The organism is Streptomyces sp. NBC_01275 (assembly GCF_026340655.1).
GTDB lineage: Bacteria > Actinomycetota > Actinomycetes > Streptomycetales > Streptomycetaceae > Streptomyces.
On sequence record NZ_JAPEOZ010000001.1, the window covers coordinates 9,839,581 to 9,855,908 of the forward strand.

Here is a 16,328-nt window from a genome sequence, read left to right on the forward strand (position 1 = left end):
GCCCATGAACCACATGCCCATGAACCACATGCCCAGGGAACACCTGAGGAAGACGCAGGCCACGCCGTTAACGCGGGGTCTGTCGCGCAGAACGCTGCTGGGCGGAACGGCCGGCGGACTGGCCCTGACGGCCGCGGTGGCCGGCACCGCCGCAGGGGCCGGGCGGGAGCGGGGGACGGGCTCGGAGCCGTACGTCCCGTTGGCGGTGGGGGACGGGGGCGGTCCGCTCGGGACGGACCGGGTGCATGTGCTCAAGGTCGGGCCCGAGACGGCGCACACGACCGTGGTGCTCGTGCCGGGGATGTTCGGAGCCGCCAATGACTTCCGGCTGCTCGCCCGGGACCTCGTCGCGGCCCTGCCCGGAGTGCAGGTGTGGGCGTTCGACCGACGCGAGGAGAACCTGGCCGACCGCTCCGGGTTCGCCGCCGCGCAGCCCGCCGCGTACTACCTGGACGGCCGCTACCGCTCGCAGGACCCCGCCGCCTCCGCCTTCGCCGCCCGGTGGGGCCTGGCCCGGACCCTGGACGATCTGCGCACCGTTGTAGCGGCCGCCTCCTGCGGCGGTCGGCGACGGGTGGTGCTCGGCGGCCACTCCTGGGGCGCCACCACCGCGATGGCCTACGCCGCCTGGGACTTCGACGGCCGGGCCGGCCACCGGGACCTCGCGGCCCTCGTCCTGATCGACGGCGGCGTGCGCGGCGCGTTCGACGGCACGGGTCAGCCCGTGCGCAACTCACCGGCCGAGGTCCGGGAGCGGCTGGCGGCCATCGACGGCGGGGCCGTCTTCGACCTGACCCTCAGCGGCGTCGGACTGGGCGCGCGGGCGGAGAGCACCCAGATCTGGTACCAGCTCGCGGGCTGGTACGCGCACACCGACCCCGACGGCCGCTCGGTCCTCCAACCCCGGCTGCCCGACGCCCTGCGGCCGCCGTACCCGATCACCAACGCCGGTCTGCTGGGCCTGCTGGTGGACGCCGGATTCGGCTGGCCCAACGACATCAGCGTGCACTCCGGACACATCGCCGACACCGGTGAGGTGCGCGGGTGGGTCGACACCGGCATCACGCCCCTGAGCCGGGTGGCGGCGGCGTACGCGGGCGGCCCCGAACCAGCCGTGTGGGAGTGGTACTGGCCGTCCCGCCTCTCCGTGGACCTCGACGTCACCGACCCCTACGCCGACACCGACCTGGCCCGCTCCCTGGGACTGCGCCTACGGCACACCGCCGACCTGGACGTCCCGCTCTACGCCTTCCAGACGAGCTACGCCCGCGGCACGATCGTCACGGCCGCCCGCACGGTCGTGGACAACTCCCGTGTCCCCTACGCGGATTACGCCACGGACGACGGCATGAACCACCTCGACCCGCTGTTCGCCGCCACCCGGCACAACACCCTCACCCACACCCTCACACCGTTCCTCGCCGCACTGCGCTGACGGACGGCGACCGCCCTGCGGCTGTCTAGGCTGGGCCCATGTCGACCACAACGCCCAGTCAACAGCCCCTCGTCGACCCGGCCGAGCTGATCGCGGATCCCGACTCCGATCCCCACTCCGTGTACGCACGACTTCGCGAGGCCGGGCCCGTCCACCGCATCACCGGCACGGACGGGCTTCCGGCCTGGCTGGTCACCCGCTACGACGACGTACGCCAGGCGCTGGCCGACCCCCGGCTCTCCCTCGACAAACGCAACGCCAAGCCCGGCGGCTACCACGGGCTCTCGCTGCCGCCGGCGCTGGACGCCAACCTGCTCAACATGGACCCGCCGGACCACACCCGCATCCGGCGCCTGGTGTCCCAGGCGTTCACCCCTCGCCGTGTCGCCCTCCTGCGCGAACCGATCCGGGAGACCGCCGAGTCACTGCTCGACGCGATCGAACCGCTCGGCCGCGCCGACCTCATCGCCTCCTACGCCGCGCCGCTGCCGATCACCGTCATCTGCGGCCTGCTCGGCGTCGCCCCGCACGACCGGCCCGACTTCCGGTCCTGGACCGACGCCCTGACGGCCCCGGACCCGGAGCGACCGCAGCAGGCGAAGGACGCCGTCCGGGCCCTGCTCGGCTTCTTCACCCGGCTCATCGCCGACAAGCGCGCCGCCCCCGCCGAGGACCTCCTCTCCGGCCTGATCGCCGTACGCGACGACGAGGACCGGCTGAGCGAGGACGAGCTGATGTCCCTGGCCTTCCTCATCCTGATCGCCGGATACGAGAACACCGTCCACCTGATCGGCAACGCCGTCCTCTCCCTGCTCGGCCACCCCGACCAACTGGCCGCGCTGCGCGCCGATCCCGGCCTGCTCAGCGGCGCGGTCGAGGAACTGGCCCGCTACGACGGTCCCGTACCGCTGGCCGTGCGTCGCTTCCCCACCGAGGACGTCACGATCGGCGGGGTCACCGTCCCGGCGGGCGAGACCGTGCTGCCGTGCCTGGCCTCAGCCCACCGCGACCCCCGCCGTTTCACCGAGCCCGACCGCCTCGACCTCGGCCGCGACGCCCGCGGTCATCTCGCCCTCGGGCACGGCATCCACTACTGCCTCGGCGCGCCCCTGGCCCGGATGGAGACCGAGATCGCCCTCGCCGCGCTCCTCGACCGCTTCCCCGGGCTCACCCTCGACCTCCCGCCGGAGGGACCGCACTGGAGGCCGTCGATGCGCTCCCGGGGGCTGCGGGCGCTACCGGTGACCTTCTGACCCTTCTGACGTCTCTGACCCGTCGGCGTCGAGCGCGGCGACCAGGCCGCGCAGGACCGGCCCGTACTCGGGGTGGGCGAGGGCGGTGGCCATCTGGGCGACGAGATAGTCGGCCGGGTTGCCGGTGTCGTACCAGCGGCCCTCGATGACCTGCCCGTACACCGCCGCCCCGGAGGCGTGGGCGTTGATGGCGTCGGTCAGGTAGATCTCGCCGGTCCGGTGCTCGTACCAGCGGCGGGTCTGCTCGCGCAGTTCGTCGATGATGCCGGGGGTGACGACATACCCGCCGATGGCCGCGTACGCCGACGGCGCGTCCTGCGGGGCGGGCTTCTCGACCAGCCCGGTGATGCGCAGCAGGCCGCCGCCGAGGTCCTCCTCGACCACGGGCACGCCGTAGCGCTGCGAGTCGGCCGGTGCCATCGGCAGGAGGGCCAGCACCGGGCAGCCGGTCCGCTCGTAGGCGCGCATCAGCTGCTGGGCGCGCGGGACTTCGGCGACGAACACGTCGTCGGGCCACAGCACCAGCACGGGCTCGTCGCCGAAGGCGCGGGCGGCGTTCAGGACGGGGGTGCCGTTGCCGTACGGGCCGTACTGGTCGAGGTAGGTGATGTGGCCCTTGCGGGCCAGCTCGCCGACTTCCTCCACCGCGTCCGCGTAGGCCGACTTCCCGTCGGCGCGCAGCTGTGCGACCAGCGCGGGGTTGGGGCGGAAGTGGTCCTGGATCAGGGACTTGCCGCCGGAGACGACGATGGTGATGTCGGTGATGCCGGAGTCCACCAGCTCGCGGACGGTGTGCTCGATCACCGGCTTGTCGCCGACCGGGAGCATCTCCTTCGGGATCGCCTTGGTCAGCGGCAGCAGCCGGGAGCCGAGCCCGGCGGCGGGGATCACGGCCCTGCGGATCGTCGGGGGCATCAGGTCTCTCCGGATTCTGTCGGGGACATCAGGTCGCTGCGGATTCGGTGGGGATCTCGCGGTCGAGCGGCGGCCCGCACCGGCCGGCACGGCACCCCGACGCTACCGGCTGCTCGGGCGGGTCCGGGATCGACGCCTCGGGTTCGGGCTCGACGCCTGACTCGCCGCCCACGCCCCGCCGGGCGACCATTGGAGAACGGAGTCCTGGGAGGCGCCTGTGGGGCACGTCCGAACGGCCGAGGTGTTGATCGCGGGCGCCGGTCCGGTCGGGCTGAGCGCGGCCGCCGAGCTGCGTCGGCACGGGGTGCGCTGCAGGCTCGTCGACCGGCTGCCGGCCCGCCTGCCGTACGCGAAGGCGGTCGGCATCCAGCCGCGCACCCTGGAGATCTGGGACCGGATGGGCCTGGCCCGCACCTTCCTGGAGTCCGCCGCCGTGCTGCGCGGACAACTGCTCTACGTCAACGGACGCGAAACGGCGCGGATCGACCTCGCGCTGCCGCCTGAAGTGCCCTACCGCTTCGCAGCGCTGCCCCAGTACGAGACCGAGCGCCTCCTGGAGGAGTACGTTGCCGGTCTGGGCACGGTCGTCGAACGCGGCACCGAACTGCTGTCGTTCACGCAGGACCAGGACGGGGTCACGGCCCGGCTGCGCACCGCGTCCGGCGCTCAGGAGGAACTGCGCGTCGGCTATCTGATCGGCTGCGACGGGGCCCACAGCGTCGTCCGCAAGCAGCTGGGCCTCAGCTTCGAAGGCGCGGCGTTCGCCGAGGAGTACATGCTGGGCGACGTCGAGGCCGACTGGGAGGTGCCGCACGGGTACGGCGTACGGTCCAGTCACCGCGCCGACGACGGTTCCACCGACGATCTGCTGGTCTGCATCCCGCTGCCCGGCTCGGGTCGCTACCGCATGTCGATGCTGGTCCCGCCCGAGCTCTCCGCACACCCGAACGGCTCGGATTCCGCGCAGGGCGACGGCCTGGCGCACGGTTTGGAGAGCGGCTCGCAGAGCGGATCGGAGGGCGGCGGCCGTGTCCCGGAGCTGTCCCACCTCCAGGCCGTCGTCGACCGCCTCGCCCCCAGACGGGCCCGCCTCTCCGGGCTGCGCTGGTCCTCCGTCTTCCGCATCAGCCACCGCATCGTCGACCGCTACGCCGACGGACGGGTCTTCGTCGCGGGCGACGCCGCCCACATCCACCCGCCCACCGGCGCCCAGGGCATGAACACCGGCATCCAGGACGCCTGCAACCTGGCCTGGAAGCTGGCCCTCGTCGTCCGGGGCGAGGCCGGGCCCGCCCTCCTCGCCAGCTACGACGCCGAGCGTCGCCCGGTCGGCGAGGAGGTCGTGGGCCGGACCGTGCGACACGCCGTGCACGGCATGGAGACCGACCCTGACGACGCGCGGACGCTCATGCTGCGCGAGGCCCAGCTGCTGGTCGGCTACCGAGGCGGCCCCCTCGCCCCACCCGGTCCGCACCACGGGCCCGCCGACGCGCCCCAGGCCGGTGACCGGGCCCCGGACTGCCCCGGCCTCACCGCACCCGTGTCCGCCTACCCGCTGCGTCTGCTCGACGTCCTGCGCGACCGCCCGGGACACGTGGTGCTCCTGTACGCGACCGACCTCGCCGAACTGGCCCTGGCCGCCGAGACGACCGGGGCGCTCATGCCGGCCGGCCGACCACCCTCGGCCCCCGTCCCTGCCCCCGCCCTCGTCCCTGCCCCCGGCCCCGTCCCTGCCTCAGGCCCGCAGATCGTCGCCGTCCTGGCCCGCGAAGCGCCGCCGACCGTCGCCGACGTCCTCGTCGTCCCCGCGTACCGTGACACCGCCGGGGAGTTCGCCCGCCTGTACGGCCCCGAGGGCCCGACCGGCTTCGTCGTCCGCCCCGACGGCCACCTCGGCGCCCGCTTCTCTCTCGCCGACACGGCGCGGTCCCTGTCCGACTACCTCACGGCTCTCTCCGCGACAGGACAGACCTAGTCGACCGGCCAGGTGTGGGCGGGGGCGTTGAGGTGCATGTAGTCGATGTACAGCTGGGTCATGCGCCGCAGCGCCTCGTGGCGTCCGGCGTGGGCGGCGGCGGTGATGCGGTGGAGGGCCTCCTTCTGCCAGAGGGCTCCGTTGCGGACGGCGACGCAGCGCTGCTCGATGACGCCGAGCAGCGGTTCGCGCCAGGCGGCGTCCATGCCGGAGCGCTCCAGTCCCCGGTGTGCCAGCGGGAGCAGCCGCCGCAGGACGAGTTCGGGCGCGGGGACCTCGCCCATGCCGGGCCAGTACAGGCGGGCCTCGATGCCGTGCCGGGCCGCCGCGTGCAGGTTGTCCTCGGCCGTCTGGAAGGACATCCGCGACCACACCGGCCGCTCCTCCTCCACGAGGGCGCGGGTGAGGCCGTAGTAGAAGGCGCCGTTGGCGAGGGTGTCGGCGACGGTCGGGCCGGCGGGCAGGCAGCGGTTCTCCACGCGCACGTGCGGGGCGCCGTCGGCGACGGCGTAGACGGGGCGGTTCCAGCGGTAGACGGTGCCGTTGTGCAGGGTCAGTTCGCCCAGTTCGGGGATGTCCCCCTGCTCCAGCGTCCGGCGAGGGTCCTGCTCGTCGCACAGCGGCAGGAGCGCGGGGAAGTAGCGCAGGTTCTCCTCGAAGAGGTCGAAGACGCTGGTGATCCACCGCTCTCCGAACCACACCCGGGGCCGTACGCCCTGGGTCTTGATCTCCTGCGGGCGGGTGTCGGTGGCCTGTTCGAACAGGGGGATACGGGTCTCGTGCCAGAGCTCCCTGTCGAACAGGAACGGCGAGTTGGCCGCCAGCGCCACCTGCACCCCGGCGATCGCCTGCGCCGCGTTCCAGTAGGCGGCGAACTCCTCGGGAGCGACCTGGAGATGGAACTGGGTGCTGGTGCAGGCCGCCTCCGGGGTGATCGTGTCGGCGTACGTGCGCAGCCGGTCGACGCCGTCCAGCTCGATGCGCAGATCCTCGCCGCGGGCCGCGAAGATCTGGTCGTTGAGCAGCCGGTAGCGCGCGTTCTCCGACAGCGCCGCCTCGCCGACGTCCTCCTGCCGCAGGGTGGGCAGGATGCCGATCATGATCAGGTGCGCGCCGACCGACCCGGCGCGCTCCTCGGCGTGATTGAGCGCGTCCCGGATCTCGGACTCCCAGGCGTCGGGGCCGCCCTCCGTCAGCCGCCGCGGCGGAACGTTGATCTCGAGGTTGAACCGGCCCAGCTCGGTGGACCAGGCGGGGTCGGCGATCGCTTCGAGGACGTCGGTGTTGCGCATCGCCGGCTCGCCCGCCTCGTCGACCAGGTTCAGCTCGATCTCCAGCCCCACCCGGGGCCGCTCGGCGTCGAACCGCGACTCGCGCAGCATCTGCGCGAACACCTCGAGGCACTCCTGCATCTTGATCCGGTACCGGCGGCGGTCCTCACGGGTGAAGACCTGCGCCGGGACGTCACGTCCCATGGGCTCTCCCGACTCGTCCGCCCCTCCCGGACGCTCCTCCCGGACGCCTCTCACCTCCAGCGTCGCACCGCCGACCGGCCCTGACCACCAGACGGGACAGGGCCGGCCGGGCCCGGGTCGGGCCTACTCGTCGATCGCCGCGCCGAAGAGCGCGTCCGTGCCCGACGTGGCGAAGGAGCCGCCGCCGTACAGCCAGGAGCCGTCGGCGGTGATGCCCGTGGTCGCGGCGGGGAAGGCGATCACGACGCCGTCGCCCGTGTTCTCGCCGGGGGCGGCGGCCAGCAGTTCGCAGCGGCCGCCGCGGTCGGTGTCCACGAGCCGGACCTGGGCGCCGAAGGCGTCAGCGGCCTCGGCCGAGCCGGGCACGTACGTCGAGTTCTGGTCGAAGGAGCGCACGCCGGCCGGCGTCCAGCCGCGCTGCTGGCCGCGGATCACCCACACCGCGCCCGCGTCGGCCACCGTGCCGATGTCCTCGCCGGGGGCGCCGATCGCGATGTCCGCGTAGCCGTCGCCGTCGGTGTCGGCGACCGACAGGTCGGCGCCCCAGCCGTCGCCCTCCTCCGCGGCGCCCGGGACACCGGGGGAGTCCTGGGTCAGCTCGTCGGCGAGGTCGGTGAGGCCGTCCTCGCCGCCGTAGCGGATGGCGACGAGGCCTCCGGACTCGGAGCTGCTCTCGTCGCCGGTGACCAGCTCGTCGTATCCGTCGCCGTTGACGTCGCCGGCCGCCGCGGACGGGCCGCCGGTGAGGTCGCGGACGTAGGCCAGGGCGTGCTCGCCGCCCTTGAAGACCACCGAGCGGCCGCGCACCCCCTCGTCGTCCACCAGGCTGTAGCCGGAGACGACGAGGTCGGCGTAGCCGTCGCCGTCGAAGTTCCCGGTGGTGAGGCCGGCCGGGACGACGGAGCGGTCGCCGGGGTCGTCGACGGTCTCCAGCCGGGTGACGCGGAGCAGGGGGCCCTCGTCGGAGAACAGGTCGACGCCCTCGTCGTCGGAGACGGCGATCATGTCGCCCGGGGTCGCGGCGGTGAAGCGGGCCGCGGCGACCGCGCCGCCGTAGCCGACCTCCCGCTTCGGCGTGACGGCCTCCAGGGAGACGCTGCCGACGCCCCGCAGACCGCTCGCGGAGCCGTACAGCACGTTCGCCCGGCCCGCGTCCACCACTCCGGCCAGGTCCTCGCCGGGCGAGCCGATGATCGCGTCGTCGTAGCCGTCGGAGTTCACGTCGCCGGTGGCCACGGCGGCGCCGAAGGCGTCTCCGGCCTCGGCCGTGCCGGAGACGCCGGCCGTGGACTGGCTGAAGACGGCGGTACGGACCCTGGGCCGGGTGTCGGCCGTTCCGATGCCGCCGGCCGAGCCGTACTGGACGGTGACGTAGCCCGCGCCCTTCTTGCCGCCGACCGTGCCGCCCGGAGCGCCGGTCAGGACGTCGTTGTAGCCGTCCCCGTCGAAGTCGCTGTTGCGGTCACTGGCGTCCGTCCCGCCCGTCGTGCCCGCGAAGGCGGCGGGCGCGACGGTGATCCCGGCTCCGGTCATGAGCAGGAAGGCGGCGGCGCCGAGCGCGAGATTCCTACGGTTGGTCATGTATGGGTCCCCGTTTTCTCGTTGTGCGGTGTTTCCCCGTTTGTCACCGACGCCCAGTTCGACACGAGATGCCGTATCGGGGTTGTATCTCCGCGTCCAGCTGTGACAGGTCGGTTACAAACGGCAACCGTGGCGTCGTCCGTCAACCCATCCGTCAACCCGTCTGTCGACCCGTCCCGTCATCCGGTATGGGAAGAACTTCCCATGTCGTCCCGGGGCGGTCGCCCGGCAGTGTGCCCGGTGGAGGCGTTCTCGCCTCCGTGGGTCCGTGTGCGCTGCGGCGCGCCGACACGAAGGGACACGGCATGTCGTTCTCCGATCTGATCTCCCCCAAAGCCGCCGACCACCTCGCCGCGTTCGGCCCGGGCGAGGAGGGCCGGGCCGCCCGGCTCAACTACGACGTCCCGCTGCCGGGCGCCTACTCCTGGGACCGACTCGTGGGCGCCCAGGTGCCGGCGGACTGGTTCGTCGACGGAGCCCGACGCCTGGGCAGGTCGCTGCTCGAACTGGGCGTGGTGACGGGTGACGAGGGGCGTCTGGTCAGCGTGGACCGGGCGAAACTGGCCCAGCTGTACCGGCGGCTGCTGCCGCCGACGGCACGTCCGTCGCTGCGCCTGGTGGCCGAGGTGGGCGGTGTGGTCGAGCCGCTGCTCGACCAGGACGGCCCGGGCCGGCGCCAGGGTCTGCAGGCCGAGGGCCGACTGGTCGACCCGCTTCCCCGCCGGGCTCTCGTCGCGGAGCCGGACGACGTCGACCTCCAGCGCATCCGCACCGAGTCCTTCCTCGACCGGCTCGCCGAACGGGAGTCGGCCGTACGTCCCGAGCAGGGCACCGCCGAGATCGTGCTGCCGCTGCCCGGCATCGGGCAGAGCATCCGTTCCGTGCCCGTGGACCCGGTCGCGCAGGCGGTTCCCCGGCTTGCCCTGGTGGAGACCTGGGAGCTGCGGTCGCACCTCGGCGACTACGGTCTGGGCCGCACCCTCCAGACGTTCTCCCTGCTGCCCGGCGAGCGCACCACGATCACCGTGCAGACCTGGCGCACCGAGGCCGCCACCCGCGACGACGCCACCTCGATCTTCGACTCCTCGGACACGGCCGCGCAGAGCCGCTTCACGAACAGCGTCTCCACCCAGACCGGGGCCGCCTACCAGGACCAGGGCGGCTGGGCCACCTCGGTGTCCACCAGCGCCTCGGCCGGTGTCAACGTCGGGCTGTGGCACGCGGACTTCGACATGGAAGCCGGGTTCGCCGCCAACCACCAGGAGGCCAGCCGGCGCTTCAGCACCTCGGTCAGCGAGGCCGCCTTCGAGCATGCCTCCCAGGTCAACAACAGCCGCCGCCAGTCCATTTCGAGCTCGTCGAGCACCAGCACGGCGAGCGGTACGGCCACCACGGTCGTCCGTGAGCTGAGCAACACCAACCTGCGACGCGTGCTGAACTTCGTCTTCCGCGAACTGAACCAGACGTACCGGACCGAGGTCGTGCTACGGGACGTCAAGGTCGCCTTCTGCAACGGCAGGCAGGGCTCGGCTGAGATCGTCCCGCTGCCCGAGCTCGGGCGACTGCTGCGCCGCCACATCAAGCCGGAGCACCAGAAGGAGGCGGCCCGCTTCATCCTGGCGCTGTGCGCCCAGCGCGTGGACGCCGACGGGGCTGCCGTCGCCACGGTGCAGGTGGGCACGGACCCCCAGGGCGTCGCCTACCAGTGGAAGCCGGCCGCGCTGAAGCCCGACGGCACCCTGGAGTTCGACGGCGATCCCCTCGCCTCGAAGGTCCGCTGGCGCTTCGCGCCCGTCGACGGCACGGGCCGGGAGAGCCGCGGTGTGGTCATGCACCGGGACACCGTCGTCCTGCGCACGGACAACCTGGTCGTGGAGGCCCTCCTCGGTCAGGCCGACGCACTCGACCCCTACGGCTGCGCACTGCAGGCGCTCGACCTGCTCGACCGGCAGTCGCAGACCCGGGCCCGCGACGCGGAGACCCGGCGGGTCACGGACGCGCTCGCCCTCGTCTCGGCGCAGAAGGACGACGAGCGCGTCGACGCCTGGCAGAAGATCTTCCCCGACGAGCCCGAGATCGAGGTCGTGCCGGTCGCCGCCGTCGCGAACCACGACAACCACAACGGCCACAACGGCCACGTCGAGCGCTGACCGGAGGGGTCATGAGCACATCCTCCGCGACAGCGGGCTGTACCGGGGCGACCGCCTCGGGCGCCGGCTTCACCGGATCGGTCCCGGTGGCGGTCCCCGCCTCCTCCGCCGACTACGACGCGACCGTCGCCGAGATCTCCGTGTCGGACACCGCGGTCACCGCCTACGACGGGGTGAGAGGGGATCTTTCCGGTGATCAGCCGACGAAACGGCACGAAGTGTAGATCTTTCCCCGAAAAGCAGGCAAAGGATCTGGCGTCCGACGCACCCTTGAGCCATGGGGGAACTGTCCGCGCACGACTATGAACGCATGCTCGACCTGGCGGTCGCCGTCATCGAGAACCCGTCCCCGCAGGCCGTCTGGCACCTGGTGGGGGAGGAGCTCGTCACCGGGCTCGACGCGACGACCGCGATCTTCGTGGAACTGCACCACCGGCGCCGTACCGGCCGCGCCGAGGGCTGGGCTCCGCAGTGGGTCGGAGGAACGCCGCTCGAGGACCTCGTGCACCGACGGATGCGCCAGCGGCATCCGCTCTTCGTGTACGTCTCGCACGGCGAACTCCGGCCCACGACGGTGGACGAGACAGCCGACCGCACGCAGTGGCGCCGCTCCGACTGCTTCAGCGAGGCCTACGAGATCTACGGCACCACCCGCCAGATGGTGCTCCCGCTGTTCGTCTCCGCCGACGTCATCCGCGGCTTCATCCTCGGCAGGCCCGGCCAGGACTTCAGCACCCGCCGACTGGCCTTCGCCCGCCGCGTCCAGCCCCTGCTGCACGCGGCGGACCGTCATCTGGAGGCCCTGCGGCACACCGCCGCCCCGTCCCAGGACGCCGACCCCGACGCCCGCGCCCGCGCGGCGGCCGTGCACGGGATCACTCCTCGGGAACTCGCCGTGCTGGGCCTGCTGGCCGACGGGCTCACGGCCCTGTCGATCGCCCGACGCCTGGCCATCTCCCCGCACACGGTCAACCGCCACCTGGAGAAGATCTACCGCAAACTCGACACCCGCGACCGGCTGACCACCGTACTGCTGGCCCGAAAGCTCGGTCTGGTCCGGGGCTGAACTCCCGCGCGGGGCGAGGGCCGCCGTCAGCCGTGTGTGACGTTCAGGCCGTAGAACGCGACGCGCGCGCCCTTGGTGGTGCTGTCGGAGGACGACTGGTTGTAGGAACCGGCCTTGAAGTACTGCTTGTACGGAAAGAACGACGACGGGATCGGGTAGTGCGTGGTGCTGCCGTCGACGGTCAGGTCGACGGTGTCGCCGCCGGAGACGGCGATGGTGTAGCTCCAGGTCTTGCCGACGGACACATGCCCCACGGTGTGCAGGGTCTGGCCGCCCGCGGGCGAGTTCTCGGTGCCGACGACGATGTCGCCGCCGGCGCGGTAGTACAGCTCCATCAGCGGCTTGGTCGACGAGCCGCCGGAGCCGAGGTGGATCTGGCCGACGCACACGTTCGAGGTCACCGACACGACCCGTAGCGTCGCGCTCAGCCGGTGGCTCCCGCCCAGCGACCAGTCCGCGGCGCCGCCGTCGCGCTTCATCTCCCGCAACTCCGAGCGGGCGTACCGGGAGTTGGGGGTGGTGACGCCCTTCTCGGGGGCCCAGAAGGTCATCGCGCCGTCGCGGGTGTCGGTGTAGAAGTACGCGTCCTGGTAGCCGTTCGCTCCCTGCAGCCGGGACGAGGAGACGGTGGTCGGCGAGCCGGGGGAGCCCACCGGCTCCTGCAACTGCCAGACGGACAGGTCGAAGTTGCCGCCGGGGGCGACCTTGGGGTCGGCGGCGCCCGCGTTGGTGGCGCCCAGGAGGGTCACCGCGGTGACGATGCCCGCGACGGTGGCCGCGGCCAGAGCTCTGGAACGGATCATGTCGACGTCCTTCGCTGGGGGTGTAATTCTCATACATGAACCGCGTGTTCATGTATGAACCTTTCACTCGCAGTGACGCTAAAGGTCTGGACCATCACGGTCAAGAGGTGTGCGGACGCGCCGTGTTTCCGGGTGCGTTGGTGTGGGGGGCCGCTGTCGATACGGTGTTGAAAAATACTGAATGATGAGATCAACTTCTGCGTGAACCGGGTAGGTGATCTTGAGTTCCTGCCCTCGGAAAGGTCCCCGCTGATGTCTCGCCTCCCCGCACCCGCCGTATCGACCGTCTCGGCCATATCGGCCGCCGCCGTGTTGCCCGGGCGCGGCCCCGGACGAGGGCTTCCGCGGGCGGACACGGGGGCCGATGTGCTGCGGATCCTCTCCAACCCCCGTACCGCCGCGTTCTTGACGGTGCATCAGAACGGGCGTCGTCGGTACGGTTACTGGCAGGCCTATGACTCCGCCACCGGGACGGGCGGCTGTCACGTCGCCCTGCCCACCGCCGTGTGCGACGAGTTGGAGCGCGCGAGGCGGATCACCTTCGGCGAGCCGGTCGTCGATCCGACCAGGACCACCTACCGCGTCCTGACCACCCGTCGCCCCGAGTCCGTCCGCACCGTCCCCGCACCGGCCCGCGCCACGACCGGCGGCTTTACCCGGGCGGCCTGAGGCCGGCGGTTAGGGTCGTCGGCATGAGCGAAGAAACCCTGCGTCTCGTCACCGTGGAGCGGACCGGCGGCGGACGGTTCACGGCGACGAACCCCCGTGGCGGCACGATCAGCTTCGGCACCGGCTCCGACGCCGACGGCGCTTTCACGCCGGTGGAGTTGCTGCTCGCGGCGATCGGGGGATGCACGGCCGCCGACGTGGACGTCGCCACCGCCCGGCATGCGGAGCCCAGCGAGTTCGCCGTCACCGTGACCGGAGACAAGGTCAGCGACGACTTCGGCAACCGGATGACCGACCTCGTCGTCACGTTCTCCGTCGCCTTCCCGGACGGCGAAGGCGCCGACCGGGCCCGCACGATCCTTCCTCGTGCGGTGCAGACGTCCCACGCACGCCTGTGCACGGTCAGCCGTACGGTCGAGATCGGCACGCCCGTCACCGCGCGGGTCGCGGACGCCTGACCGGCCGTACGCACCGGCGGCGTGCCGGGCGTGCCGGGCCGGACCCGGGGCCGCGTGCGGGGTTACCGTCGGCCGTATGGACAGTGATCGCCGAGGGTGGCGGCCGTGCCTGCTCGGCGCGGCCGTCTTCGCCGTGTGCATGGCCGGCACCACGCTGCCGACCCCGCTCTACGGCCTCTACCAGGAGAAGTTCGGGTTCTCCGAGCTGACGGTCACCGTCGTGTTCGCCGTGTACGCCTTCGGGGTCATCGGCGTGCTGCTGCTGGCGGGCAACGCCTCGGACGTCGTGGGCAGGCGGCCGGTGCTGCTGGGCGGCCTGGCCTGCGCGGCGGCCAGCGCCGTCTGCTTCCTGTGCGCCACCGGGCTGGGCTGGCTGTACGCGGGGCGGCTGCTGTCGGGCCTGTCCGCAGGGCTGTTCACCGGTGCCGGCACGGCCTACGTGATGGAGCTGGCGCCGGACGACGGGGCGTCCCGGTCCCGGGCCACGTTCGTGGCGACGGCCGCCAACATGGGCGGGCTGGGCTGCGGACCGCTGCTCGCCGGCGTCCTCGCGCAGTACGCCCCGTGGCCGCTGTATCTGCCGTTCGCCGTGCACCTCGCCCTGGTGGCCTGCTCGGCCGCCGTTCTGCTGGGCCTCGCGGAGACCGTACGGGACCGGCGTCCGCTGAGCACCGTACGACCGCAGCGGCTCAGCCTGCCCGCGCAGGTGCGGTCGGTCTTCGGGCCGGCGGCGGTCGCCTCGTTCGTGGGATTCGCCCTGTTCGGGGTGTTCACCTCCGTCAGCCCGGCCTTCCTCGCGCAGTCCCTGGACGTGCACAACCACGCCGTGAGCGGACTGATCGTCGCCCTGGCCTTCTTCGCCTCGACCGCCGGGCAGCTCGCCGTCGGGCGGGTCGGAGCCGGGCGGTCGCTGCCGCTCGGCTGCGTCGCGCTCCTCGTCGGGCTGGCGCTGCTCGCGGGCGCGCTGCGGTGGGACCTGCTGGCGTTGGTGGTGCTGAGCGCGATCGTCGGCGGGACGGGGCAGGGTCTGGCGTTCCGCGGGGCGCTGTCCGCGGTGGCCGGGGCGTCTCCCCCCGACCGGCGCGCGGCGGTCATCTCGGCGCTGTTCGTGGTGGCGTACGCCGGCATCTCGGCGCCGGTGATCGGGGTGGGGCTGCTGGTGGGGCCGATCGGCCTGGAGGGAGCGGGGCTGGTGTTCATCGCGTGCATGGCTGTCCTGGTCTCGGCCGCGGCCCTCTATCTGCTTCGGCGGCCGACGCGTACCCCTGCGGTGAGGTGAGCGGGGGTCGGCGACGTTCGGGCGGAGAGCCGGGGCTGCGTCAGCCTGTTGGCGAGAATCCGTATGTGGCGGAAAAGTGTTCATGGTGTGGTTGAATTGCAAACGATTCGGCCGGATGGCGTGATCCGATCACTCGGCCTTCTGCTGCTTCTGCGCGCGCGCCGGACGGCATCGGCCAGATCTGCCGCGTGCCGCCGACCGGTCGCCGACCCGCCGCCCGGCATCTGCCGCCCGACATCCGCCGTTTCGCCACTGCTGCTTCACCTCTGCCGCCTGACCTCTGCCGTCATGCGCGAGAAGGGATCCCATGACCGCCACCGTCTCCGACTTCTACTACGGTGCTGTGACCCCCGTCGCCGCCTATCTGATGGCCTGCCTCGGAGCGGCGCTGGGGCTGCGGTGCACGACGCGGTCGCTGCGTCGCCGCGCGGGCCGCAACCGCCGGGCCGGTTGGCTGTTTCTGGGTGCTGTCTGCCTCGGCTGCGGCATATGGACCATGCACTTCATCGCCATGATCGGCTTCAGCGTCCAGGGCGCGCCGGTCGGTTACGACTCGACGGTCACCCTCCTCAGCCTCGCCGTGGCGATCGCCGTCGTCGCCGTGGGAGTCTTCCTCGTCGGCTACCGGGGCGCCGGGCCGGTGAACCTGGGCGTGGCGGGGACCGTCACCGGACTCGGCGTCGCGGCCATGCACTACATCGGCATGGGGGCCATGCGCACCCACGGCACGGTGCACTACTCCGTGCCGGCCGTGGTGCTGTCCGTGCTGATCGCGGTCGTCGCCGCCACCGCGGCCCTGTGGGCGGCGGTCTCCGTCCACGGTCTGCGGTCGAGCCTGGGGGCGAGCCTCATCATGGGCGTCGCGGTGACCGGGATGCACTACACGGGCATGGCCGGCGTCTCCGTTCATCTCACCGACCAGAATGCGGTCACGCAGTCGTCCGCCGGCCTGCTGGCGTTCCTCCTGTCCATGATCGCCGGCCCGCTCGTGGTCCTGCTGATCGCCGCCGTGATCGTCATGTTCGACCCCGACATGATGGTCGGCGACAGTGCCTGGGAGGGGGCCGCGCCCGCATCGCGCACCGTGCCGCCGGCGCAGTGGCCCGACCAGTCGACGCAGTGGCCCGAGCAGTCGAAGCAGCGGCCCGACCAGTCGACGCAGTCGTACACCGCCTGGTGAACCGGGTCGCACAGGCGCCTTGAGCAGGCGCCTGCCCATCGACGGTAAGGTAAGGCTAAGTTGACTTAGCGGGTGCTCGCCGTAGCTGG

The 16,328-nt window shown here is 72.3% G+C and carries 14 protein-coding genes; 10 read left to right on the plus strand and 4 right to left on the minus strand.

The genetic code is table 11. The features are described from left to right. Positions 1-4 precede the first annotated feature (4 nt). Both OG562_RS43275 and OG562_RS43280 read left to right on the plus strand, forming a co-directional pair. Positions 5-1,435, plus strand: a complete 1,431-nt coding sequence (locus OG562_RS43275; protein WP_266408004.1) for an alpha/beta hydrolase — start codon at positions 5-7, stop codon at positions 1,433-1,435. A 38-nt stretch (positions 1,436-1,473) separates the two neighbouring features. Beyond that, a complete protein-coding gene (locus OG562_RS43280) occupies positions 1,474-2,688 on the plus strand; it encodes a cytochrome P450 (protein WP_266408006.1) in 1,215 nt (404 codons plus the stop codon). Here OG562_RS43280 and OG562_RS43285 read toward each other — a convergent pair. After that, on the minus strand, positions 2,671-3,603 hold the full coding sequence (locus OG562_RS43285) for a UTP--glucose-1-phosphate uridylyltransferase (protein ID WP_266408008.1): 933 nt from the start codon (positions 3,601-3,603) through the stop codon (positions 2,671-2,673). The genes OG562_RS43280 and OG562_RS43285 overlap by 18 nt on opposite strands. A gap of 217 nt (positions 3,604-3,820) precedes the next feature. Between OG562_RS43285 and OG562_RS43290 the strand changes: the two genes are divergently transcribed. Next, positions 3,821-5,578, plus strand: a complete 1,758-nt coding sequence (locus OG562_RS43290; RefSeq protein WP_266408010.1) for an FAD-dependent monooxygenase — start codon at positions 3,821-3,823, stop codon at positions 5,576-5,578. Here OG562_RS43290 and OG562_RS43295 read toward each other — a convergent pair. After that, the gene (locus OG562_RS43295; protein WP_266408012.1) at positions 5,575-7,053 is read right to left on the minus strand and encodes a glutamate--cysteine ligase; all 1,479 of its coding nucleotides are present in this window, start codon (positions 7,051-7,053) and stop codon (positions 5,575-5,577) included. The two genes, OG562_RS43290 and OG562_RS43295, sit on opposite strands and share 4 nt — an antisense overlap. A gap of 123 nt (positions 7,054-7,176) precedes the next feature. Beyond that, positions 7,177-8,634 (minus strand): FG-GAP repeat protein, encoded by a 1,458-nt coding sequence (locus OG562_RS43300; protein ID WP_266408015.1) that lies wholly within the window; start codon positions 8,632-8,634, stop codon positions 7,177-7,179. A 305-nt stretch (positions 8,635-8,939) separates the two neighbouring features. On the opposite strand from OG562_RS43300, the gene OG562_RS43305 reads away from it, so the two are divergent. The 3 genes from OG562_RS43305 to OG562_RS43315 are packed head-to-tail and all read left to right on the plus strand — an operon-like array spanning position 8,940 to position 11,850. Continuing rightward, a complete protein-coding gene (locus tag OG562_RS43305; protein ID WP_266408017.1) occupies positions 8,940-10,784 on the plus strand; it encodes a hypothetical protein in 1,845 nt (614 codons plus the stop codon). An 11-nt stretch (positions 10,785-10,795) separates the two neighbouring features. Then, the gene (locus tag OG562_RS43310; protein ID WP_266408019.1) at positions 10,796-11,008 is read left to right on the plus strand and encodes a hypothetical protein; all 213 of its coding nucleotides are present in this window, start codon (positions 10,796-10,798) and stop codon (positions 11,006-11,008) included. A 53-nt stretch (positions 11,009-11,061) separates the two neighbouring features. Then, positions 11,062-11,850 (plus strand): helix-turn-helix transcriptional regulator, encoded by a 789-nt coding sequence (locus tag OG562_RS43315; RefSeq protein ID WP_266408022.1) that lies wholly within the window; start codon positions 11,062-11,064, stop codon positions 11,848-11,850. A 26-nt stretch (positions 11,851-11,876) separates the two neighbouring features. On the opposite strand, the gene OG562_RS43320 is transcribed toward OG562_RS43315, so the two are convergent. Then, a complete protein-coding gene (locus OG562_RS43320; RefSeq protein WP_266408024.1) occupies positions 11,877-12,653 on the minus strand; it encodes a polysaccharide lyase family 7 protein in 777 nt (258 codons plus the stop codon). 252 nt (positions 12,654-12,905) lie between these two features. On the opposite strand from OG562_RS43320, the gene OG562_RS43325 reads away from it, so the two are divergent. From OG562_RS43325 to OG562_RS43340, 4 genes are all read left to right on the plus strand, one after another. Then, positions 12,906-13,322: a hypothetical protein gene (locus tag OG562_RS43325; RefSeq protein ID WP_266408026.1), complete on the plus strand. Its 417-nt coding sequence runs from the start codon at positions 12,906-12,908 to the stop codon at positions 13,320-13,322. Between the two features lie 23 nt (positions 13,323-13,345). Then, complete coding sequence (locus tag OG562_RS43330; RefSeq protein ID WP_266408028.1) at positions 13,346-13,780, plus strand: OsmC family protein; 435 nt, start codon at positions 13,346-13,348, stop codon at positions 13,778-13,780. Between the two features lie 76 nt (positions 13,781-13,856). Next, the gene (locus OG562_RS43335; protein WP_266408031.1) at positions 13,857-15,059 is read left to right on the plus strand and encodes an MFS transporter; all 1,203 of its coding nucleotides are present in this window, start codon (positions 13,857-13,859) and stop codon (positions 15,057-15,059) included. A gap of 307 nt (positions 15,060-15,366) precedes the next feature. Then, a complete protein-coding gene (locus tag OG562_RS43340) occupies positions 15,367-16,239 on the plus strand; it encodes an MHYT domain-containing protein (protein ID WP_266408034.1) in 873 nt (290 codons plus the stop codon). Positions 16,240-16,328: the final 89 nt, after the last annotated feature.

Excerpts from the sequence above, each read along its gene's own strand:
- OG562_RS43305 (WP_266408017.1), top strand. The coding sequence starts at position 8,940 with ATGTCGTTCTCCGATCTGATCTCCCCCAAAGCCGCCGACCACCTCGCC.
- OG562_RS43330 (WP_266408028.1), top strand. The coding sequence starts at position 13,346 with ATGAGCGAAGAAACCCTGCGTCTCGTCACCGTGGAGCGGACCGGCGGC.
- OG562_RS43340 (WP_266408034.1), top strand. The coding sequence starts at position 15,367 with ATGACCGCCACCGTCTCCGACTTCTACTACGGTGCTGTGACCCCCGTC.
- OG562_RS43285 (WP_266408008.1), bottom strand. The coding sequence starts at position 3,603 with ATGCCCCCGACGATCCGCAGGGCCGTGATCCCCGCCGCCGGGCTCGGC.
- OG562_RS43315 (WP_266408022.1), top strand. The coding sequence starts at position 11,062 with ATGGGGGAACTGTCCGCGCACGACTATGAACGCATGCTCGACCTGGCG.
- OG562_RS43325 (WP_266408026.1), top strand. The coding sequence starts at position 12,906 with ATGTCTCGCCTCCCCGCACCCGCCGTATCGACCGTCTCGGCCATATCG.
- OG562_RS43295 (WP_266408012.1), bottom strand. The coding sequence starts at position 7,053 with ATGGGACGTGACGTCCCGGCGCAGGTCTTCACCCGTGAGGACCGCCGC.
- OG562_RS43335 (WP_266408031.1), top strand. The coding sequence starts at position 13,857 with ATGGACAGTGATCGCCGAGGGTGGCGGCCGTGCCTGCTCGGCGCGGCC.
- OG562_RS43320 (WP_266408024.1), bottom strand. The coding sequence starts at position 12,653 with ATGATCCGTTCCAGAGCTCTGGCCGCGGCCACCGTCGCGGGCATCGTC.
- OG562_RS43310 (WP_266408019.1), top strand. The coding sequence starts at position 10,796 with ATGAGCACATCCTCCGCGACAGCGGGCTGTACCGGGGCGACCGCCTCG.
- OG562_RS43300 (WP_266408015.1), bottom strand. The coding sequence starts at position 8,634 with ATGACCAACCGTAGGAATCTCGCGCTCGGCGCCGCCGCCTTCCTGCTC.
- OG562_RS43280 (WP_266408006.1), top strand. The coding sequence starts at position 1,474 with ATGTCGACCACAACGCCCAGTCAACAGCCCCTCGTCGACCCGGCCGAG.
- OG562_RS43275 (WP_266408004.1), top strand. The coding sequence starts at position 5 with ATGAACCACATGCCCATGAACCACATGCCCAGGGAACACCTGAGGAAG.